The 20,590-nt window shown below is 72.3% G+C and carries 18 protein-coding genes; 12 read left to right on the forward strand and 6 right to left on the reverse strand.

The genetic code is table 11. The features are described 5' to 3' along the window. Positions 1–100: 100 nt before the first annotated feature. The 8 genes from ACGF3H_RS11455 (at position 101) to ACGF3H_RS11490 (ending at position 9,114) form a co-directional block, all read left to right on the forward strand. Entirely contained in the window at positions 101–847 is a 747-nt protein-coding gene (locus tag ACGF3H_RS11455) for a YcnI family protein (protein WP_362486070.1), read from the forward strand. An 83-nt stretch (positions 848–930) separates the two neighbouring features. After that, positions 931–1,581: an SCO family protein gene (locus ACGF3H_RS11460; protein WP_362486073.1), complete on the forward strand. Its 651-nt coding sequence runs from the start codon at positions 931–933 to the stop codon at positions 1,579–1,581. Then, a complete protein-coding gene (locus tag ACGF3H_RS11465) occupies positions 1,578–2,048 on the forward strand; it encodes a copper chaperone PCu(A)C (protein ID WP_362486075.1) in 471 nt (156 codons plus the stop codon). The genes ACGF3H_RS11460 and ACGF3H_RS11465 overlap by 4 nt, the downstream gene beginning before the upstream one ends. Before the next feature lie 13 nt (positions 2,049–2,061). Then, positions 2,062–4,095 carry a copper resistance protein CopC gene (locus ACGF3H_RS11470; protein WP_362486077.1) on the forward strand — a complete coding sequence of 678 codons (2,034 nt, stop codon included), beginning with the start codon at positions 2,062–2,064 and terminating at the stop codon, positions 4,093–4,095. 8 nt (positions 4,096–4,103) lie between these two features. Then, positions 4,104–5,417, forward strand: a complete 1,314-nt coding sequence (efeB, locus tag ACGF3H_RS11475; protein ID WP_362486079.1) for an iron uptake transporter deferrochelatase/peroxidase subunit — start codon at positions 4,104–4,106, stop codon at positions 5,415–5,417. Between the two features lie 84 nt (positions 5,418–5,501). After that, positions 5,502–6,434: a prephenate dehydratase gene (pheA, locus tag ACGF3H_RS11480; protein WP_362486081.1), complete on the forward strand. Its 933-nt coding sequence runs from the start codon at positions 5,502–5,504 to the stop codon at positions 6,432–6,434. 563 nt (positions 6,435–6,997) lie between these two features. After that, on the forward strand, positions 6,998–8,275 hold the full coding sequence (gene serS, locus ACGF3H_RS11485; protein WP_362486083.1) for a serine--tRNA ligase: 1,278 nt from the start codon (positions 6,998–7,000) through the stop codon (positions 8,273–8,275). Then, the gene (locus ACGF3H_RS11490) at positions 8,272–9,114 is read left to right on the forward strand and encodes an HAD family hydrolase (RefSeq protein ID WP_362486085.1); all 843 of its coding nucleotides are present in this window, start codon (positions 8,272–8,274) and stop codon (positions 9,112–9,114) included. Before serS ends, ACGF3H_RS11490 begins: the two co-directional genes overlap by 4 nt. A gap of 249 nt (positions 9,115–9,363) precedes the next feature. Here ACGF3H_RS11490 and ACGF3H_RS11495 read toward each other — a convergent pair whose 3' ends face one another. The 4 genes from ACGF3H_RS11495 to ACGF3H_RS11510 are packed head-to-tail and all read right to left on the reverse strand — an operon-like array spanning position 9,364 to position 12,872. Further along, positions 9,364–10,083, reverse strand: coding sequence for an ABC transporter permease (locus tag ACGF3H_RS11495; RefSeq protein WP_362486087.1), 720 nt, complete (start codon positions 10,081–10,083; stop codon positions 9,364–9,366). An 11-nt stretch (positions 10,084–10,094) separates the two neighbouring features. After that, on the reverse strand, positions 10,095–11,006 hold the full coding sequence (locus tag ACGF3H_RS11500) for an ABC transporter ATP-binding protein (protein ID WP_362486089.1): 912 nt from the start codon (positions 11,004–11,006) through the stop codon (positions 10,095–10,097). Next, positions 11,003–11,920, reverse strand: a complete 918-nt coding sequence (locus ACGF3H_RS11505; RefSeq protein ID WP_362486091.1) for an ABC transporter permease — start codon at positions 11,918–11,920, stop codon at positions 11,003–11,005. The genes ACGF3H_RS11500 and ACGF3H_RS11505 overlap by 4 nt, the downstream gene beginning before the upstream one ends. Further along, positions 11,910–12,872, reverse strand: a complete 963-nt coding sequence (locus tag ACGF3H_RS11510; protein ID WP_362486639.1) for an ABC transporter ATP-binding protein — start codon at positions 12,870–12,872, stop codon at positions 11,910–11,912. The genes ACGF3H_RS11505 and ACGF3H_RS11510 overlap by 11 nt, the downstream gene beginning before the upstream one ends. 314 nt (positions 12,873–13,186) lie before the next feature. Here ACGF3H_RS11510 and ACGF3H_RS11515 point away from each other — a divergent pair, with 314 nt between their 5' ends. From ACGF3H_RS11515 to ACGF3H_RS11530, 4 genes are all read left to right on the forward strand, one after another. Next, a complete protein-coding gene (locus ACGF3H_RS11515) occupies positions 13,187–14,944 on the forward strand; it encodes an SDR family oxidoreductase (RefSeq protein ID WP_362486092.1) in 1,758 nt (585 codons plus the stop codon). Positions 14,945–15,068: 124 nt separating this feature from the next. After that, positions 15,069–15,617, forward strand: a complete 549-nt coding sequence (locus tag ACGF3H_RS11520) for an RNA 2'-phosphotransferase (RefSeq protein WP_362486640.1) — start codon at positions 15,069–15,071, stop codon at positions 15,615–15,617. A gap of 97 nt (positions 15,618–15,714) precedes the next feature. After that, entirely contained in the window at positions 15,715–16,617 is a 903-nt protein-coding gene (locus ACGF3H_RS11525; RefSeq protein ID WP_362486094.1) for an LLM class flavin-dependent oxidoreductase, read from the forward strand. Between the two features lie 127 nt (positions 16,618–16,744). Continuing rightward, entirely contained in the window at positions 16,745–17,632 is an 888-nt protein-coding gene (locus ACGF3H_RS11530; protein WP_362486096.1) for a Cof-type HAD-IIB family hydrolase, read from the forward strand. Positions 17,633–17,655: 23 nt separating this feature from the next. Here ACGF3H_RS11530 and ACGF3H_RS11535 read toward each other — a convergent pair whose 3' ends face one another. Both ACGF3H_RS11535 and ACGF3H_RS11540 read right to left on the reverse strand, forming a co-directional pair. Beyond that, complete coding sequence (locus ACGF3H_RS11535) at positions 17,656–18,705, reverse strand: peptidoglycan DD-metalloendopeptidase family protein (RefSeq protein WP_362486098.1); 1,050 nt, start codon at positions 18,703–18,705, stop codon at positions 17,656–17,658. Between the two features lie 181 nt (positions 18,706–18,886). Next, positions 18,887–20,569, reverse strand: a complete 1,683-nt coding sequence (locus ACGF3H_RS11540) for a GAF domain-containing protein (RefSeq protein ID WP_362486100.1) — start codon at positions 20,567–20,569, stop codon at positions 18,887–18,889. Positions 20,570–20,590 lie beyond the last annotated feature (21 nt).

A 20,590-nucleotide genomic window follows, 5' to 3' on the forward strand; every position in this document is an offset into this window, starting at 1 on the left:
GGGCCGCCGTCGTGCGGCACGCGCGCGTCCGCGCACCCCTCCCGTCACTCCTGACACCGGCTCCTCGCCGGGTCATCACACGAAGCGGAGTACTCCGTTCATGAAGGTTTCCCGTATCGCCGCCGCGGGCTCCGCGGCCGGCATCGCCGTCCTCGCCCTGTCCGCCCCCGCCTTCGCGCACGTCAGCGTGCAGCCGGAGGGCGCGGCCGCCAAGGGCGGTTACGCGGTCGTCGACTTCAAGGTGCCCAACGAGCGCGACAACGCCTCCACCACCAAGCTGGAGGTCAACTTCCCCGCGGACCACCCGCTCGCGTCCGTCATGCCGCAGCCGATCCCCGGGTGGACGGCCGAGGTCACCAAGGCCAAGCCGGCCAAGCCGCTGGAGTCGCACGGCAAGCAGATCACCGAGGTCGTCACCAAGGTGACCTGGACCGCCGACGGCAAGGGTGTCGAGCCCGGCTACTTCCAGAAGTTCCCCGTCTCCATCGGCTCGCTGCCCGAGGACACCGACGAGCTGGTCTTCAAGGCGATCCAGACGTACTCCAACAAGGAGGTCGTGCGCTGGATCGAGGTGCCGCAGGAGGGCCAGGAGGAGCCCGACAACCCGGCGCCCGTGCTCGAACTGACCGCCGCCGAGGGCGACGCCCACGGCGCCGCGGGCGCGAACACCGGCACCGGTGCCGAGGCCACCGCCCAGCACAGCGCGGCCGGCAGCTCGACCGGCTCCGGCGACAGCAGCGACACCACCGCCCGCGTCCTCGGCATCGTCGGCATCGTCGTCGGCGCGGCGGGCGTCGCGTACGGCGTCCTCGCCGGCCGCCGCCGGAACACCGGCGCGTCGGCGTAACCGCACCCCCGCCGGTGTGTGCCGGGGCTCCGTTCGCGGACCCCGGCACACACCGGGGCACATCACATCTGGGACATTTCTCTATGCGCACGAAGACCTTCGCCGCGGCGGCGCTGCTCGCCGCCGCCACCCTGACCCTCTCCGCCTGCGGCAGCGGCGGTGACGGCGACAAGCCCGTCACCGTGGTCTCCGAGGACACCGGCCGACAGGCGGCCACCGTCCTCGACAAGCCCTTCGAGAAGCCGGACCTGGTCCTCACCGACACCCGGGGCAAGCAGTACGACCTCCGCGAGCAGACCGCCGGCAAGCCCACGCTGATCTACTTCGGCTACACCCACTGCCCCGACGTCTGCCCGCTCACCATGAACAACATCGCGGTGGCCAAGAAGCAGCTGCCCCGGGCCGAGCAGGACCAGCTGCGCGTCGTCTTCGTCACCACCGACCCCGAGCGGGACACCCCCGCCGCGCTCGGCAAGTGGCTCCAGGGCATCGACCCCCAGATCGTCGGCCTGACCGGCGACTTCGACACCATCCAGGCCGGCGCCCGCACCCTCGGCATCTCCATCGACCCGCCGACCAAGGACAAGGACGGCAACGTCGTCTCCACCCACGGCACCCAGGTCATCGCCTTCTCCCCGAAGACCGACGGCGGCTACGTCCTCTACGGCAAGGACGCCACCGTCGACGACTACACCGAGGACCTCCCCGCGCTGCTCAAGGGGGAGAACCCGTGACGGGCCGCCCCGCGCTGGCCGCCGCGGCCGTGATCGGCGCCCTGGTCCTCGCGGGCTGCGGCGACTCCGGCTCCGGCGCCTCCTCGGCCGCCGACCTCTCCGTCGACGCCGCCTACATACCGCAGCCGGTCTCCGACACCATGGCCGCCGGCTTCCTCACCGTCACCAACAAGGGCGGCGCCGAGGACGAACTCACGTCGGTCACCAGCCCGGCCGGCGAGGTCACCGTGCACGAGACCGTCGGCGGTGCGATGAAGGAGGTCGACCGCCTGCCCGTGCCCGCGCACGGCGAGCTCGTGCTGGAGAGCGGCGGCAACCACCTGATGTTCGAAAAGCTGAAGCACCGGCCCGAACAGGGTGAGACGGTCTCCATCGAGCTCCACTTCGCCCACTCCGACCCCGTCACGGTCGAGATGCCGGTGAAACCGGCCACGTACCGGCCCACCGCCGGACACACCGGACACTGAGGGAGGGACCACCTTGACCCGGACCACCGCCCCGCGCGTACGGACCCTGGTGCTGCTGCTCCTGGCCGCGGTCTGCGCGCTGCTCGCCGCCGCCGGCCCGGCCTCCGCGCACGCCGCGCTCACCGGCAGCGATCCCCAGCAGGGGGCGGTGGTCGACAAGGCCCCGGCCCAGGTGTCGCTCACCTTCTCCGAGACGGTCTCCCTGGACGACGACTCACTGCGCGTCCTCGACCCCAAGGGCCGGCGCGTCGACGACGGCCGGCCCGCCGGCACCGGCGGCACCACGTACGCCGTGAAACTGCACGCGGGCCTGCCCGACGGCACCTACACGGTGGCCTACCAGGTCGTCTCCGCCGACAGCCACCCCGTCTCCGGCGCCTACACCTTCTCCGTCGGCGCCCCTTCGGAGACCTCCGTCTCCGTCGGCGGCCAGGAGGCGGGGGGCGGCATCGTCGGCCTGCTGTACGGCGTCGGACGGTACGTGTCCTACGCCGGGTTCGTCGTCCTGGCCGGCGGCGCCGCGTTCGTCCTCGCCTGCTGGCCGCGCGGTTCCGGCGTCCGCCCCCTGCAACGGCTCGTCGTCTCCGGCTGGCTCGCGCTGACCGCCGCGACCCTGCTGCTGCTCCTGCTGCGCGGCTCCTACACCGGCTCCGGAAAGGCCGGCGACGTCTTCGACCTGAGCCTGCTCGGAGACGTCCTGCAGACCAAGAGCGGCGCCTCGCTGGTCTCCCGGCTGCTGCTGCTCGCCGCGGCGGCACTGTTCATCGCCGTGCTCTTCGGCGCCTACGACAAGCGCGAGGACGACGAGAAGAAGGACCTCACCTTCGGACTCGCGGCCGGCGGGACCGTCGTGGCCGCCGGGCTCGCGGCGACCTGGGCGCTGTCCGAGCACGCCTCCGTCGGCCTCCAGGCCGGCCTCGCCATGCCCGTCGACGTCCTCCACCTGCTGGCCGTCGCCGGCTGGCTCGGCGGACTCACCGCCCTGATCGTCGCCCTGTACCGGGCACCCGCCGGCACCCCCGTCCCCGCCTCCGCCGTACGCCGCTTCTCCCGCGTCGCCTTCGGCAGCGTGGTCACCCTCGTGGTGACCGGCGTCTACCAGTCCTGGCGGCAGCTCGGCTCCTGGTCCGCCTTCACCGACACCCGCTACGGGCAGCTGCTCCTCGTCAAGATCGCCCTCGTGGCGGTGATGGTCGGCCTCGCCTACCTCTCGCGACGCTGGACCGCGCAGCTGGCCCGGACGACGCCCGACGTCGCCCCGCAGCGGGAGAGGGAGCAGGTCGGCGTGGCCGGCGGCCGTCGGACGGAGACGGCGGGCGACCCGGGAGCCCCGGAGGGGTCCGGGGCGTCGGAGGCGTCCGGGGCGTCGAACGGTGCTGGCGGTTCTGGCGGTTCCGACGGTGCCAGTGGTTCCGGCGGTTCCGGCGCCTCCCGGGCGACGGGCGCGTCGAACGGGTCCGGTGGGTCCCAGCGTGCCGCCCAGCTCGCCCGGCAGCGGGCCGCCATGGACACCGCCCGCCGGAAACGACTGCGGGACGCCGACCCCCACCGCCTCGGACTGCGCCGGTCCGTCCTCGCCGAGGCGGGCGTCGCCGTCGTCCTGCTCGCCGTCACCACCGTGCTGACCCAGACCGAACCCGGCCGCACCGAACAGGAGGCCCGGGCCGCCGGCGGGTCCGCCGCCTCCTCGTCCACCGCCGCGTCCGGAGCCGTGACCCTGGACATGCCCTTCGACACCGGAAGCGCGAACGGCAAGGGTGTCGTCCGCATCGAGCTCGACCCCGCCCGGGTCGGCGACAACGACCTGCACCTCTATGTCGAGGACGCGGACGGCCGCGCCTTCGACATCCCCGAGGTGAAGATCGCCTTCACTCTGGAGGCCAAGGACCTCGGCCCCCTGCCCGTCGTCCCCGACCACATCACCAACGGACACTGGTCGGCGAGCGGAGTGCAGCTTCCGATGGCCGGCGACTGGAAGGTCGCCGTCACCGTACGCACCTCCGACATCGACGAGGTGACCATCTCCAAGAACGCGCAGATCGGCTGAACCGCACCATGGCTGACCAGTCCATCCCGGAGGCCCGCACCCCCGAGGCGACGCCCGGGACACCCGCCGGACCCGGCCCGCACGGCACCGGCGATGTCACCCCCCGCGGCGGCATCTCCCGGCGCCGGCTCCTCGGCACCGCCGGCGCCACCGGCCTCGTGCTCGGCGCGGCGGGCGGCGCCGTGGGATACGCCGCCGCCCCCACCTCCGCCGCCACACCCCTCACCTCGGTGGGCAGCGAGGAGGTGATGTTTCACGGGAAACATCAGCCCGGCATCACCACCCCGATGCAGGCCCGCGGGCACCTCGTCGCCTTCGACCTGAAGCCGGGCGCCGGGCGCAAGGAGGCCGCCGCTCTGCTGCGCCGCTGGTCCGAGACCGCCCGGCGGCTGATGGCGGGCGAACCGGCCGCGACCGGTGACACGGGCGTCGCCCGCGACGCGGGCCCCTCCTCCCTGACCGTCACCTTCGGCTTCGGCCACAGCTTCTTCGGCCGCACCGGGCTGGACGGGCAACGCCCGACCGCCCTCGACCCCCTGCCCGACTTCTCCTCCGACCAGCTCGACAAGGCCCGCAGCAACGGCGACCTGTGGGTGCAGATCGGCGCCGACGACGCCCTGGTCGCTTTCCACGCGTTGCGCGCGATCCAGCGGGACGCCGGGTCGGCAGCCCGTGTCCGCTGGCAGATGAACGGCTTCAACCGCTCACCGGGCGCCACCGCCCACCCCATGACCACCCGCAACCTCATGGGCCAGATCGACGGCACCCGCAACCCCAAGCCGGCCGACACCGACTTCGACAAGCGGATCTTCGTGCCCGAGAAGGGCGAGCCCGCATGGATGGCGAACGGCTCCTACGTCGTCGTACGCCGGATCCGCATGCTCCTCGACGACTGGGATCAGCTCTCCGCCCAGGCCCAGGAGGAGGTCATCGGACGCCGCAAGTCCGACGGCGCCCCCCTGTCCGGGGGCGGCGAGACGACCGAGATGGACCTGGAGAAGACGGACGGGGCCGGGAAACTGGTCGTCCCGATCAACGCGCACGCCCGCATCACCCGCCCCGACCAGAACGGCGGCGCCACCCTGCTCCGCCGCCCCTTCTCGTACCACGACGGCTTCGACACCGACGGTGTTCCCGACGCCGGCCTCCTTTTCGTCTGCTGGCAGGCCGACCCCCTGCGCGGCTTCGTACCGGTGCAGCGCAAGCTGGACCGGGGGGACGCGCTGTCGCAGTTCATCCGGCACGAGGCCAGCGGCCTGTTCGCCGTGCCGGGCGGGGCCGCGGAGGGCGAGTACGTGGGGCAGCGGCTGCTGGAGGGATGACGCGTCGCCTTCGGGCGATGCCCGCCGGGCGGCCGGGCCGGGGAAGCGTGCTCCGCGTCCGGCAAGGCCATTAAGGTGAAGCTCATGCCCGCCAGTTACGCGTATCTCGGCCCCGAAGGCACGTTCACCGAAGTCGCCCTGCGCACCCTTCCCGAGGCGGCCACCCGGGAACTGGTCCCCTACGTCTCCGTCCAGTCCGCGCTCGACGCCGTGCGCGGCGGCGAGGCGGAGGCCGCGTTCGTGCCGATCGAGAACTCCGTCGAGGGCGGCATCACCACCACCCTCGACGAGCTGGTCGCCGGCCAGCCCTTGATGATCTACCGCGAGGTGCTGCTGTCCATCACCTTCGCGCTGCTGGTCCGCCCCGGCACCAAGCTGTCGGACATCAAGACGGTCACCGCCCACCCCGCCGCCCAGCCCCAGGTGCGCAACTGGCTCAAGGCACACCTGCCCGACGTGGCCTGGGAATCGGCCGCCTCCAACGCGGACGGTGCCCGCCTCGTCCAGGAGGGCCGGTACGACGCGGCCTTCGCCGGCGAGTTCGCCGCGGAACGGTACGGCCTGGAGGTCCTCGAGTCCGAGATCCACGACGCCGAGAACGCCCAGACCCGCTTCGTGCTCGTGGGCCGCCCCGCCCGGCCCGCCGCGCCCACCGGCGCGGACAAGACGTCCGTCGTGCTCTGGCAGCGCGACGACCACCCCGGCGGCCTGCGTGATCTGCTGGGCGAGTTCGCCACCCGGGGCATCAACCTGATGCTGCTCCAGTCCCGGCCCACCGGCGCCGGCATCGGCAACTACTGCTTCTGCATCGATGCCGAGGGGCACATCTCCGACCGGCGGGTGGCCGAGGCCCTGATGGGTCTGAAGAGGATCTGCCTCCAGGTGCGCTACCTCGGGTCGTATCCGCGGGCGGACGTCGATCCGTCGGACGTGGCGCCCCTGCGCCGGGGGACCTCGGACGAGGAGTTCACCACGGCGGCCGACTGGGTGGCGCGGTGCCAGGACGGCCGTTTCTGACCGGTCGTACCTGCCGATTTTCGTTATCCACAGAAGTTATCCACAGGCCACGTTCTCGACCTGGGGACAAGTCGACAACGAAACGCCCTTCGGTCGACAAATCACCCTACGGGCGCCCACTTCGTCCACAGGCGCCCAGGTCACCCTTCGTCCACCTGTTTCTTGCCCCCCATCCTCCGGAGTGACCCGTTTCCACTCGAAAGTGAGCCTGCAAGGGGTTTGACACAGGAATTCTTCGCCCGATATGCCCGCACGCGCCCGATGAGGAATGGTCGCCTCCGAAGTCCACAGATCTTTCGCACAGCCTGTGGATAACTTCTTCCGGATCGCACAGCCTGTGGAAAGCCGACCCCCTCAAGTCCCGTTGCCCGCAAGGAAGTCCGGTCCGCCCGGCACGTGGCCACCCGTGTCGCCCCGAGTATGCGGACGCCTTTTCGCCGACAGGCCGGACAGGCCCGGCAAGCGGGAGCACAAGGCGCCAATTCTCCCGAAGCGAAGCTCTCGGAACGCGCTCGGCAAGAGCGAGTCGTGAGCCGTCACCGCGCACCGGTAGCCTTGACCGCGTGATTGACCTTCGCCTGCTCCGTGAGGACCCCGACCGTGTGCGCGCGTCGCAGCGCGCCCGTGGAGAGGACGTCGCGCTCGTCGACTCTCTCCTCTCCGCCGACGAGCGGCGCAGGTCGTCCGGCGTCCGCTTCGACGAGCTGCGCGCCGAGCAGAAGGGCCTCGGCAAGCTCATCGGCAAGGCCACCGGCGACGAGAAGGCCGAGCTGCTCAAGCGGGCCGAACAGCTGAAGACCGACGTCAAGGCCGCCGACGCCGAGCGCGACGCCGCCGACGCCGAGACCCAGGAGCTGCTCCAGCGGCTCGGCAACCTCGTCCACCCCGACGTGCCCGTCGGCGGCGAGGAGGACTTCGTCACGCTGGAGACGCACGGCACGCACCGCGACTTCGCGGCCGAGGGCTTCGAGCCCCGCGACCACCTGGAGCTGGGCCAGCTGCTCGGCGCCATCGACGTCGAGCGCGGCGCCAAGGTCTCCGGCTCGCGCTTCTACTTCCTGACCGGCGTCGGCGCCCTGCTGGAGCTCGCCCTCGTCAACGCGGCGATCGCCCAGGCCACGGCGGCCGGCTTCACGCCGATGCTGACCCCGGCGCTGGTGCGCCCCCAGTCGATGGCCGGCACCGGCTTCCTCGGCCAGGCCGCCCAGGACGTCTACCACCTCGACAAGGACGACCTCTACCTGGTCGGCACGTCCGAGGTCCCGCTGGCGGCGTACCACATGGACGAGATCCTGGACGCCGACCGGCTGCCGCTGCGCTACGCGGGCTTCTCGCCGTGCTTCCGCCGGGAGGCGGGCTCGCACGGCAAGGACACCCGGGGCATCTTCCGTGTGCACCAGTTCGACAAGGTCGAGATGTTCTCCTACGTCCTCCCCGAGGACTCGCAGGCCGAGCACCAGCGCCTGCTGGAGTGGGAGAAGCAGTGGCTGACCTCGCTGGAGCTGCCCTTCCGGGTGATCGACGTGGCCTCCGCCGACCTGGGCGCCTCGGCCTCGCGCAAGTACGACTGCGAGGCGTGGATCCCGACCCAGGGCAAGTACCGCGAGCTGACCTCGACCTCGGACTGCACCGAGTTCCAGTCCCGCCGCCTGTCGATCCGCGTCCGCGAGGACAAGAAGGTGCGTCCGCTGGCCACGCTCAACGGCACGCTGTGCGCGGTGCCGCGCACGATCGTGGCGATCCTGGAGAACCACCAGCAGGCCGACGGCTCGGTGCGCGTGCCCGAGGTGCTGCGCCCGTACCTGGGCGGCCGGGAGGTCCTGGAGCCGGTGGCCAAGTGAGTGACACCGGATCCGCCGCCGGTCCCGGCACCGGCTCCGCCGGGGGGGTCCCGTACCGGCTGATCGCCACCGACCTCGACGGCACGCTGCTGCGCAGTGACGACACGATCTCGTCGCGCACCCGCGAGGCGCTCGCCGCGGCCACCGCGGCGGGCGCGGCCCACATCGTGGTCACCGGGCGTGCGGTGCCGTGGACCCGGCACATACTCGACGACCTGGGTTACGACGGCCTCGCCGTCTGCGGCCAGGGCGCGCAGGTGTACCACGCCGGGGAGCACCGGCTGCTGACCTCGGTGACCCTGGACCGGCAGCTGGCCGGGGTCGCGCTGGCCAAGATCGAGGCGGAGACCGGTCCGCTGTACCTGGCGGCCAGCCGCGACGGCCTGGAGGGCGACGTCCTGGTCGGGCCGGGCTACGCGGTCGGGGGGCACCTTCCGGCGGTTCCGTTCACCGACGCGTCGGACCTGTGGTCCGCGCCGCTGAACAAGATCTACATCCAGCACCCGACGCTGTCGGACGACGAACTGGCGGAGGCCGCCCGGCAGGTCGCGGGCGGTTTCGTCACGGTCGTCATGGCCGGTGCCGGTGTCGTCGAGCTTCTTCCGCTGGGCCTGTCGAAGGCGACGGGGCTGTCGCTTGCGGCCCGCCGTCTCGGGCTGAAGGCGGCGGACACGATCGCCTTCGGCGACATGCCCAACGACGTCCCGATGTTCGGCTGGGCGGCCCGGGGCGTGGCGATGGCCAACGCCCACGAGGAGCTGAAGGCCGTGGCCGACGAGGTGACGTCCTCGAACGACGAGGACGGGATCGCCGTGGTGCTGGAGCGGCTGTCGCTCTGACGGCGGCCTGACGGCCTCGCCGCGCGCGTCCGGCGGCACGGCTCCGGGGGGCCGCAGTCCGGACGGCGCCGGCGTCCCCGTCGGCCGGCCCACGCGGGGCGTCCCGCGTGCTCGAAGCGGCCGCCCGATCGCGCCGGCGCCGTCCGGCTTCGTGCATCCCCCACAGTGCCGGTACGGCGGGCGGGGTGCCACCGATTAACAGCGGACGTACGGCGTGCCGCCGCCTGTCCCGCCCTCAGCCGGGCCCGGTCACTCCTCCCCCGCGAGCGTCAGCGACCGCAGCTTCTGACCGGCGTACCAGGTGGCGAGCACGGTGACCGCGACCAGCAGCACCGTGGCGGTCGGCAGGCCCACGTCGGAGGTGACCAGGTTGCCGTCGGCGACCTTCTGGGCCACTGCCAGCGACCACTGCTGGACGCTCAGGGTGCGGGCGCCGGGCACGAGGGAGCCGAACAGGGCCTCCCAGACGAGGGCGTAGACCAGCCCGAAGACCACCGCGTGCCGGGACACCGTGCCCAGCAGCAGGAAGAGCGCGGCGTAGGCGATGGAGGCGACCAGCGCGGCGATCGTGTAGGCGACGGCGACCTGCTGGCCGTTGCCGTTGAGGATCAGGCCGGCGAGCAGCGTGGGCACGGCGGAGAAGACCATGGTCACGGCGATGGCGACGATCAGCTTGGTGAAGATGATCGTCGGCCGTTTGACGGGCTTGGACAGCAGGTACACGACCGAGCCGTCGTCGATCTCGGGGCCGATCGCTCCGGTGCCGGCGATGACACCGATGATCGGCACCATCGTGGCGAGCGCGAACCCGCCGAGCACGTCGGACGCCGTCTGGTCGTCGGCTCCGGTGAGGGCCCGCACCACCACCGCGATGACGAGCAGCAGCAGGGGCAGTGCGCCGAGGATGAGGGCCCGGCGGCGGCCGAGCAGGGCCCGGTAGGTGAGCCGGGCGACTGTGGGGTCGTACATTCTTCGGCCTCCTACGCCGCGACGAGATACGAGAAGACGGACTCGAGGGACTCGTCGGACGGCGAGACCGTGAGCAGCCGGATGCCGTGGTCGCGGGCGACCTTGGGCAGCAGTGCCGTGAACCGGCCGAAGTCGACGGCCTGGATGCGCAGTGCGCCCTCGGCGAGGTCGACCTCGATGCCGGCTGTCGACGGGTCGGCGATCAGCGCCGCGGCGAGGGCCCGGTCGTCGCTGGAGCGCACCAGGTAGCGGTGCGGCCGGTCGGTCATCAGGCGGCGGATCTTGCGGAAGTCGCCGCTGGCCGCGTGGCGTCCGGCCACGATGACCTCGATGTGCCAGGCGAGCTGTTCGACCTCTTCGAGGATGTGCGAGGAGAACAGGACGGTGCGGCCCTCGTCGCCCATGCGGCGCAGCAGGTCCATCAGCTGCATGCGCTGGCGCGGGTCCATGCCGTTGAACGGCTCGTCGAGCAGCAGCAGGGAGGGCTGGTGGACGAGGGCGGAGGCCATCTTCACGCGCTGCCGCATGCCCTTGGAGTAGGTGGCGATCTTCCGGTCCTGCGCGTACTCCATCTCGACGGTGGCGAGCGCCTCCTGCGCCGCCCGGGCGCCGAGTCCGTGCAGTTCGGCGTTGGCGAGGACGAACTCGCGGCCGGTGAGGAAGTCGTACATCGCCTCCCGTTCGGGGACGATGCCGATGTGCCGGTAGATGGCCTCGTTGCGCCAGACCTGCTGTCCGTCGAGGGTGACGGTGCCGGTGGAGGGGGCGAGGAAGCCGCCCATCATGTTGATGAGGGTGGACTTCCCGGCTCCGTTGGGGCCGAGGAGGCCGGTGACGCCGGGGCCGATCGTCATGGTGACGTCGTTGACGGCGACCACGTTGCCGAACCAGCGGGAGACGTGGTCGATGCTGAGGGTGCTCACAGGCCCACCTTCTTGTAGCGGCGCATCAGGAGGCCGTAGGCGCCGGCGATCAGTCCCAGGGTGACGAGGACGTACACCGCGCCCTCCGCGGTGCCCGGGCCCTCCCCGCCGGGGAAGGAGGACGTGGCGCCCAGGAAGGCGGACTGCACGCCGTCGATGAGGGTGATCGGCGAGAACAGGCCGATCCAGGCGATGGAGCCGGAGCTGTCCTGGACGTCCGCGATGGCCTGGAGGGTGGAGACCGCGCCGTAGGTGATGGTCAGGACGGCGATGACGGCGGCGATGCCGAAGCCGCGGCGCGGGGTGACCGAGGCGACGACCAGGCCGAGGCCGGCGAAGAGCAGCGAGAGCAGTGCCACGGAGACCAGTCCCTGTGCGAATCCTTCCGTCTGGTCCGCGAAGTCCAGCTTGGCGAGCAGGGCTCCCACGTACAGGACCAGCAGCGGTGCGGCGGTGAGGAGGAACAGGGCCGAGGCCAGTGCCGCGTACTTGGCGCGGACGTAGTCGGCGGTCTCGATGGGCCGCGAGAAGTAGAGCGGCACGGTCTTGAAGCGCAGGTCGCGCGAGACCGACTGGGGTGCCTGGGCGGCGACGTAGAGGCTGATGACGGCCTGGAGGACGATCGCGTAGCGCGTGTAGTCCAGAGGCAGTTCGTCGGCCTTGGTGGCGACGGCGACGGCGACCATGATGCCGGCGGGCAGGCACATCACCGCGAACAGGAGCATCGGCAGGACCTTGGACTTGGCCGAGCGGCCGAGGCCGTAGGAGCCGCGCAGGGACTGCGAGTACAGGGAGCGGCGGGCGTAGGCGCGGCCGAGGCGCGGGCCGTCGTAGCCGCGGTAGCCGATGTTGTGGATGCGGGTCTGGTCGCCCGGCATCGTGGCCGGTGCGGGCAGGGGCTGTTCAGTCGCCATGGCCGACCGCCTCCTTCCGTGCTGCGTCGCTGTCCGTGAAGACCTCCGAGATGTGGTGCCTGCGCTGCTCCATGCGCACCAGGCCGAGGCCGAGATCCGCGATGACGTCCCGGACGAGGTCGTACGTCTCCTCGCCCGACGCGCTGAGCAGCAGGACGTGGCCGGCGCCGGGCAGGCCGCTGCCGTCCTCGGTGGTGACCCCGCGCGCGTGGAGCGCGTCACGGACGGCACGGGTGCCGTCGGGGTGTTCGTCGGTGTCGGTGACCTCGATCGCGAGGGTCGTCGTGGTCTGGGTGAAGTCGGTGGTGGAGCTGGACCGCAGCAGCTTGCCGCCGTCGACGACGACCACGTGGTCGCAGGTGCGCTCCAGCTCGCCGAGCAGGTGGGAGGTGACGAGGACCGAGATGCCGAAGTCGGTGTGGACGCGGCGGATGAGGCCGAGCATCTCGTCGCGGCCGACCGGGTCGAGGCCGTTGGTCGGCTCGTCCAGGAAGACCAGCTGCGGATCGTGGACGAGGGCCTGGGCGAGCTTCACGCGCTGCTTCATGCCGGTCGAGTAGCCGCCGATGGGGCGGTAGCGCTCCTCGTACAGGCCGACGTGGCGCAGCGTGTCGGCGGTCCGTTCGCGGGCGGCGGTCGGCGGCAGGCCGGACATGCGTGCCATGTGGACGACGAACTCGGTGGCCGAGACGTCGGGTGGCAGGCAGTCGTGTTCCGGCATGTAGCCGACCCGCTCGCGGATGTCGGCGCCCTTGGTGGCGACGTCGAGACCGAGCACTTCGGCACGGCCCTCGGTGGCGGGGGACAGACCCAGCAGGATCTTGATCAAGGTGGACTTGCCGGCGCCGTTGGCACCCACGAGTCCGGTCACACCGGGTCCGATGTCCACGGAGAGCCGGTCGAGCGCGGTCACCCGGGGGAACCGCTTGCTCAGGCTTTCGGTCGCGATCACAGTCACGTCCACGACAGTAGTGACGCCCGCCACTCCGGTCGTCAGACCGGAGAGCCGTCTTGGGGTCAGTCTGGAGTAGTACGGGCCCGTAGGGGATGCCGTACCTGAGGGTCACGGTGCGGGCTACGGGGGTCCGTGCCGCCCGCACCGTGGCGCCCTATTGACGCCTGGTCTAACAACTGGGAGATTCGGCGGCGTCACGTGACGAGCGAGCAGGGGCGGTCGGCCGGTGGGGCGGCCGGGACGGGTGGCACGGAGAGTGCCTCCTGGCTGGACGACGATCTGCCGCACGTGCGGCGCTGGGCGGAGGAGCGATGACGGTGCTGGACGGTGTGCGGGAACGCTGGGTGCGCTCGGACGACGTGGAGCTGTGCGTGGCCGAGCTGGGCGACCCGCAGCAGCCCACGGTCGTCCTGGTGCACGGCTACCCGGACAGCAAGGAGGTCTGGTCCGAGGTGGCCGCCCGCCTCGCCGGCCGGTTCCACGTGGTGTTCTACGACGTCCGGGGCCACGGCCGGTCCAGCGCGCCGAGCCCGCTGCGCGGCGGGTTCACCCTGGAGAAGCTGACGGACGACTTCCTCGCCGTCGCGGACGCGGTCAGCCCCGGCCGGCCCGTGCATCTCGTGGGCCACGACTGGGGCTCCGTGCAGTCATGGGAGTTCGTCACGGTCGACCGCACCAAGGGCCGGATCGCGTCCTTCACCTCGATGTCCGGGCCGTCCCTCGACCACTTCGGCCATTGGATCAACCGGCGGATCAAGCGGCCCACCCCCCGCCGGGTGGGCCAGCTCCTCGGCCAGGGCGCCAAGTCCTGGTACGTCTACCTGCTGCACACGCCGGTGCTGCCCGAACTGGCCTGGCGCGGACCGCTCGGCAAGCGCTGGCCGGGCATCCTGCGGCGCGCGGAGAAGGTGCCCGGCGGTGACTACCCGACCGCGTCCCTGCCCACCGATGCCGCGCACGGAGCCTGGCTGTACCGGGACAACGTCCGGCCCCGGCTGCGGCGCCCGCGCGACGACGCACACGCCCACGCGCCCGTCCAGCTCGTCACGCCCCTCGGTGACGCGTTCCTGTCCGAGCGGCTCTACGACGAGCTGGAGCTGTGGGCGCCGCGGCTGACCCGCCGCACCCTGCCCGCCAAGCACTGGGTGCCGCGTACCCGCCCCGACCGGCTGGCGGACTGGATCACAGAGTTCGTCACCGCCGTCGAGGACGGACGGACGGAGGTGGCGGCGAACGGCAGGCACGCCGACCGCTTCGCCGGCCAGCTGGTCCTGGTCACCGGGGCGGGCAGCGGCATCGGGCGGGCGACGGCGGTCGCGTTCGCCGAGGCCGGCGCGCGCGTGGTGGCCGTCGACCGGGACGCCGGGTCCGCGGCCCGCACCGCGGACCTGTGCCGGTCGGCAGGCGCCCGGCAGGCCTGGGCGGAGACCACCGACGTCTCCGACGAGCAGTCCATGGAGAAGCTCGCGGCCAAGGTCGCCGAGGAGTACGGCGTGGTGGACGTCCTCGTCAACAATGCCGGAATCGGCCTGTCGGGCTCCTTCTTCGAGACGACGCCGGAGGACTGGAAGAAGGTTCTCGACGTCAATCTGTGGGGCGTGATCCACGGGTGCCGCCTCTTCGGCCGGCAGATGGCCGAGCGGGGGCAGGGCGGCCACATCGTGAACACCGCGTCGGCGGCCGCCTTCCTGCCCTCCCGGGTGCTGCCCGCCTACAGCACCTCGAAGGCGGCCGTGCTGATGCTGAGCGAGTGCCTGCGCGCCGAGCTGGCCGGGCAGGGGATCGGCGTCACGGCGATCTGCCCCGGCATCGTCAACACCAATATCACCTCCACGGCGCGCTTCGCCGGGGCCGACGTGAGCGAGGAGAAGCGCCGGCAGCAGCGCAGCGCCCGGCTGTACGGGAAGCGCAACTATCCGCCGGAGAAGGTCGCCGCCGCGATCCTGGAGGCCGTGGTGCACGACCGGGCCGTCGTCCCCGTCACGCCCGAGGCACGCGGCGCCCACCTCATGTCCCGTTTCCTGCCGGTGGCGTCGCGCAGGCTCGCCCGGGTGTCGCCGCCGCTGTAGTTCCACAGGAACACCCCTGAGGCCCATGGACCACCGCGTACGCCTGTGGGTCGGACCGCGGCGGCAAAATCGATCGCGGGACGCGTGCCCCGCTCGGCACGCTGGTCGTATGGACAGAGAACAGATGGACGACAGACGCACCGTGAAGGTCTCCAAGTACCTGTCGAAGCATCTGCGGCACCAGCCGGGCCGGATCGGGCTCACGCTCGACGAGGCCGGCTGGGTCGAGATCGACACACTGATCGCCGCGGCGGCCGCGCACGGTTTCCGCTTCACCCGGCCAGAGCTGGACCACGTGGTCGCCACCAACGACAAGAGGCGCTTCGCCGTCGAGGGCACCCGCATCCGGGCCAGTCAGGGCCACAGCATCGACGTCGACCTGGGGCTGCCCGCGGCGGAACCGCCGGCGTACCTCTACCACGGGACCGTGGCCGGCGCCCTCGACGCGATCCGCAGCGAGGGCCTGCGCCCCATGAACCGGCACGACGTGCACCTCTCACCGGACCGGGAGACCGCCACCCGGGTCGGCGCCCGCCGCGGCCGGCCGGTCGTCCTGTCGGTGGACGCCGCCGCCATGCACCGCGACGGCCATGTCTTCCGCGTCAGTGCGAACGGCGTCTGGCTGACCCAGGCCGTACCTCCGCGCTATCTGCGCTTCCCCGGCCCGCACTGACGCCTGTCGCCGCGTGGGAGGCCGCAGGTGGCCGTTTCACGTGAAACCCGCTTGGACGTTTCACGTGAAACCTGGTCGTCCGCTTAGGCTCGGTGCCATGAGTCTGCGTCTGAGCACCGTGATCCTCCCGTACCGCCGCTGGCACGACGGCGGCCGTTCCACCTGGACCCGTGCCGAGCAGCTCGGTTTCCACAGCGCGTACACCTACGACCACCTGTCCTGGCGGAGCTTCCGGGACGGCCCGTGGTTCGGTGCGGTGCCCACCCTGACCGCCGCCGCGTCGGTCACCGAGCGGATGCGGCTGGGCACCCTGGTGACCTCGCCGAACTTCCGGCACCCGGTGACGCTCGCCAAGGAGCTGATCTCCCTCGACGACATCTCCGACGGCCGGATCACCCTGGGCATAGGAGCGGGCGGCACCGGCTTCGACGCCACGGCGCTCGGCCAGGAGCCCTGGACACCGCGCGAGCGGGCCGACCGGTTCGCCGAGTTCCTCCAGCTGCTCGCCCGCCTGCTCACCGAGGATGCGGTGTCCTACACCGGCGACCACTACGCCGCACACGAGGCGCGCAACGTCCCCGGCTGCGTGCAGCAGCCCCGGCTGCCGTTCGCGGTGGCCGCCACCGGTCCGCGCGGGCTGCGGCTCGCCGCGCGGTACGGGCAGGCGTGGGTGACCACCGGCGACCCCAAGCTGTACGAGAACGGCACCCCGGAGCAGTCGGTGCGGGCCCTGCGCGGGCAGGCCGAGAAGCTGGCCGACGCCTGCGCGGAGATCGGCCGCGACGTGGCGGAACTCGACAAGGTACTGCTCACCGGCTTCACGCCGGACCGTGGCCGGCCGCTGGAGTCCGTGGACGCGTTCGTGGACTTCGCGGGGCGCCACCGGGATCTGGGCTTCACCGAGATCGTCGTGCACTGGCCGATCCCCGGTTCGGACTTCGCGGCGGACGACAAGGTCTTCGAGAAGATCGCCATGGAGGCACCGGCGCAGCTGCGGTGACCACGCGACCGGCCGCCCCGGCCGTGGCCGCGGTTGTCGGTGCGGCTGCGGCCGGACAGCAAGGGGATGTCACTGATGAGAGCCATAGCTCACAGATGTGCGGACTTCCGCACGGGCGTGCGGGCATATGCGTGACAATGGCCGGGTGACCTCAGCGACCCGACAGCCCGAGACCCCGGCCGCCGCCGTGCGCCCACGACTGATCGCCACCGATCTGGACGGCACGCTGCTGCGCGACGACAAGTCGGTATCCCCGCGCACGGTCGCCGCCCTGGCGGCCGCCGAGAAGGCGGGGATCGAGGTCTTCTTCGTCACGGGCCGCCCCGCCCGCTGGATGGACGTCGTCAGCGAGCACGTCCACGGGCACGGCCTCGCCATCTGCGGCAACGGCGCCGCCGTGGTCGACCTGCACGGCGGCCCCGGCGCCCACCGCTTCGTGAAGGTCCGCGAGCTGGCCCGCGAGAACGCGCTGGACGCCGTCCGGCTGCTGCGTGACGCGGCACCCGGCACGCTGTACGCGGTGGAGCAGACGTTCGGCTTCCACCAGGAGCCGGAGTACCCGAGGATGCACATCGAGGTGCCCGACACCCTCGCGTCCGCCGAGGAGCTGCTGGCGCCGGACGGGCGCGCCGCGGCCGAGCCGGTCCTCAAGATCCTCGCCTTCCACCCCGACCTGGAGCCCGACGCCTTCCTCGCCCTGGCCCGCATCGCCATCGGCGACCGCGCCAACGTCACCCGGTCCAGCCCCAGCGCCCTGCTGGAGATCAGCGGCCCGGAGGTCTCCAAGGCCAGCACACTGGCCCTGTGCTGCGCCGAGCGCGGCATCTCGCACGAGGAGGTCGTCGCCTTCGGCGACATGCCGAACGACGTCGAGATGCTCACCTGGGCGGGACAGTCCTACGCCATGGGCAACGCCCACCCGGACGTGATCGCCGCCGCCTCGGGGCGGACGGTCGCCAACAACGACGACGGCGTCGCGGTCGTGATCGAGCGCCTCCTGGCGGAGGGGGCGTAGGCCCGGCCCGCACGGAGGACCGGTCAGAGCGGGGCCCCGCGCTGCCTCAGCCACGGCACCGGATCCAGGGCCGAGCCCATCTCCGGGGTGACCCGCACCTCGAAGTGCAGGTGCGGTCCGGTGGAGTTGCCGGTGCTGCCCGACTGACCGATCCACTGCCCCGCTTCGACCCGCTCGCCCTGGTCGACGGCGACGGCGGCGAGATGGGCGTACTGGGTGTAGTAGCCGTCCGGGTGCTGGAGAACGAGCTGCATGCCGAAGGCGCCTCCGCACGACACCTTCACCACGCGACCCGTGCCGACCGAGCGCACCGGTGTCCCGACCGGTACCGCGAAGTCCTGCCCGGTGTGGCGGTTCGCCCACCGCGCCCCGCCGCTGCCGAAGGACGCCGACAGTTCGTACGTCTCCACCGGTGTGACCCATGCCGCCGAGGAGCGCGGCTCCGGCTGGTCCAGGCGGACCGCGCCCGGGCAGGAGCCGGCCGCCACCGAGGCGTCCGCCTGCCCCTGCAGCCGCGCCCGCGCCGCCAGCAGCTTTTCCTCGATCCTCCCCTTCAGGTCCGCGAGCTCACCGTTCCGTTTCTCCAGCGCCCGCCAGGCCGCGCTCGCCCGGGCCTCGTCGGCGGCGAGCCGGGCCTCGGCCCGCAGGCTCCGGCCGATGGCCCTGTCGACGGCCAGACCGGCCCGGCTCAGCGCGTGCTGTCCCCGCATCAGCTCGTCCGGATCGTCGGCGAGGAACATCCGAGCGGTCAGCGGAAGGCCGCCACCGCTGCGGTACTGGGCCCGCGCGATGGTGCCCAGGTCCTCGTGCACGGCGGCGATCTCCTGCCGTTGCTCGTCGAGCAGTTCCTCGTACCGCTCGGCCTTCGACCGCTGTGCCTCGGCCTCGCGCCGGCCCCGCTCGTACTGCTCGGTGGCCTTGGCCGCCTCCTCGTACAGCCGTGCCACCTGCGCGCCGGCGGCGGTGCCGGAGCCGCCGTCCCTGTCGGTGGCCCCGGAGGGACGGGCCGCGAGTACGGCGAGTGCGCACAGCACCACCGGAACGAGCAGCGGACGGCGGCGAGATGAGCGCATGGCAGTGATCGTGGCCCGAGCAGGGGCGCGCGGTCCTGTTCGCGTGGTACGGTCGGGGGACCGGTTGCTGCACACGGCCCAGCGCGGTTGCTGCACATGGGGCAACACGGCCCTGACGGCGCCTCGGTGCGGCGCGGGCTCCTGACGGCGTCCGGCCACGGGACGCCGTCCTGACGCCCTCTCAGTACGGGGCCTCCCACAGCACCGTCGTGCCGCCGCCGTCCACGCCGATGCCGGGGCCGACGCGGCTGACGCCGCCGAGCGTCTCGGCGCGGCGCCGGAGGTTGCGCAGACCGCTGCGCCGGCCGCCCTCGGGAATGCCGACGCCGTCGTCCGCGACGGTCAGCCGGACGCCCGGACGCCCGTCCGGCAGGGTCACCTCGGCGTCGACGACCACGTCGATCCGGGTGGCCCGGGCATGCCGGAAGGCGTTGGACAGGGCCTCGCGCAGGGCGGCGATGAGGTTCTTGCCGGTCAGGTCGCCGACCGCGCCGTCGACCGGGCCGGCGAAGCGGTGCGAGGGCGTGAAGCCCAACGGCACGGCCGCCATGGTGATCTCGCGCAGGACCCGGGCGCGCAGCCCCGCGGGTGCCTCGGGGGGCTGCCGCAGCGCGAAGATCGCCGAACGGATCTCCTGGATGGTCACGTCGAGTTCGTCGACGGCCCTGCCCACGCCGTCGCGCACCTCGGGCACGAGCGGGCCGCGCCGGGCGCTCTCCAGCAGCATGCCGGTGGCGAACAGCCGCTGGATGACGAGGTCGTGCAGGTCCCGGGCGATGCGGTCGCGGTCCTCGAACACGGCGAGCCGTTCCCGGTCGCGCTGCGCGTCGGCCATCATCAGCGCCAGCGCGGCCTGCGCGGCGAACTGGCCGCCGAGCACGCGCTCCGCCCGCGTGTACGCAGGCCCGCCCCGCGCCCGGGGCATGACCAGGCTGCCGAGCACCCGCCCGTCGTTGCGCAGCGGCAGCAGCATGATCGGCCCGTAGGCGCGCACCGGACCCGTGTCCAGCCGCGGGTCGGTGGCCGCGTCGTCGACGAACACGGCCCGCCCGGCGAGAAGTTCGGCGATCACACCGTTGTCTGCCGGGATGACCGTGCCCAGTGCCTCCGCGGGCCGGGGCGCGGCGACGGCGGCGATCTCCATCCCTCCGCCTTCGGCGGCCAGCAGCACGATTCCGGCGGCCGCTCCGGAGAGCCTGCGGGCCTGCTCCGCGACGACCTGGAGGGCGTCGTCGGTGTCACCGCCGGACAGCAGCGCGGTGGTGACGGCGACCGACCCGTCGATCCAGCGCTCGCGCTGTTGCGCGGACGCGTACAGCCGCGCGTTGCCGATGGCGATTCCGGCTTCCGTGGCGAGGACACGGACCATGGCGAGGTCGTAGTCGTCGAACGGCTCACCGTCCCGTTTGTCGGTCACGTAGAGGTTGCCGAAGATCTGTCCCTGCACACGGATGGGCACCCCGAGGAAGCTGCGCATCGGCGGGTGGTGCTCGGGGAAGCCGCAGGAGCGGGGGTCACCGGTCAGGTCCGTGAGCCGGACCGGCTCCGGGTCGCGGATGAGGGCACCCAGCAGCCCCTTGCGGCCGTCGGGCAGGTGCCCGATCCGCCGGGTGGTCGGCTCGTCGATGCCGTGGTGGACGAAGTCGGCGAGGCCGTCGCCGTCCTCGGCGACGACGCCGATGGCCGCGTACCGGGCGTCCGCGAGATCGGCCGCGGTCTCGCAGATCCGGTTCAGCGTGGAATGCAGCTCCAGCCCGGTGCCGACCGACCGCATCGCCTCCAGCAGCCTCGGCACCCGCGCCAGGAGTTCGGCGGAGACCCCGTCGCGGGGCGGCGGGCGGCCGGGGGGCGGGGCTGCGGGCATGCACAGAGCCTAATCAGACGG

Origin of the sequence: Streptomyces sp. NPDC048185 (genome assembly GCF_043202495.1) — a bacterium.
Lineage (GTDB): Bacteria > Actinomycetota > Actinomycetes > Streptomycetales > Streptomycetaceae > Streptomyces.

Excerpts from the sequence above, each read along its gene's own strand:
- ACGF3H_RS11530 (WP_362486096.1), top strand. The coding sequence starts at position 16,745 with ATGCGTGACAATGGCCGGGTGACCTCAGCGACCCGACAGCCCGAGACC.
- ACGF3H_RS11505 (WP_362486091.1), bottom strand. The coding sequence starts at position 11,920 with ATGGCGACTGAACAGCCCCTGCCCGCACCGGCCACGATGCCGGGCGAC.
- pheA (WP_362486081.1), top strand. The coding sequence starts at position 5,502 with ATGCCCGCCAGTTACGCGTATCTCGGCCCCGAAGGCACGTTCACCGAA.
- efeB (WP_362486079.1), top strand. The coding sequence starts at position 4,104 with ATGGCTGACCAGTCCATCCCGGAGGCCCGCACCCCCGAGGCGACGCCC.
- ACGF3H_RS11525 (WP_362486094.1), top strand. The coding sequence starts at position 15,715 with ATGAGTCTGCGTCTGAGCACCGTGATCCTCCCGTACCGCCGCTGGCAC.
- ACGF3H_RS11495 (WP_362486087.1), bottom strand. The coding sequence starts at position 10,083 with ATGTACGACCCCACAGTCGCCCGGCTCACCTACCGGGCCCTGCTCGGC.
- ACGF3H_RS11455 (WP_362486070.1), top strand. The coding sequence starts at position 101 with ATGAAGGTTTCCCGTATCGCCGCCGCGGGCTCCGCGGCCGGCATCGCC.
- ACGF3H_RS11540 (WP_362486100.1), bottom strand. The coding sequence starts at position 20,569 with ATGCCCGCAGCCCCGCCCCCCGGCCGCCCGCCGCCCCGCGACGGGGTC.
- ACGF3H_RS11515 (WP_362486092.1), top strand. The coding sequence starts at position 13,187 with ATGACGGTGCTGGACGGTGTGCGGGAACGCTGGGTGCGCTCGGACGAC.
- ACGF3H_RS11520 (WP_362486640.1), top strand. The coding sequence starts at position 15,069 with ATGGACGACAGACGCACCGTGAAGGTCTCCAAGTACCTGTCGAAGCAT.
- ACGF3H_RS11460 (WP_362486073.1), top strand. The coding sequence starts at position 931 with ATGCGCACGAAGACCTTCGCCGCGGCGGCGCTGCTCGCCGCCGCCACC.
- ACGF3H_RS11535 (WP_362486098.1), bottom strand. The coding sequence starts at position 18,705 with ATGCGCTCATCTCGCCGCCGTCCGCTGCTCGTTCCGGTGGTGCTGTGC.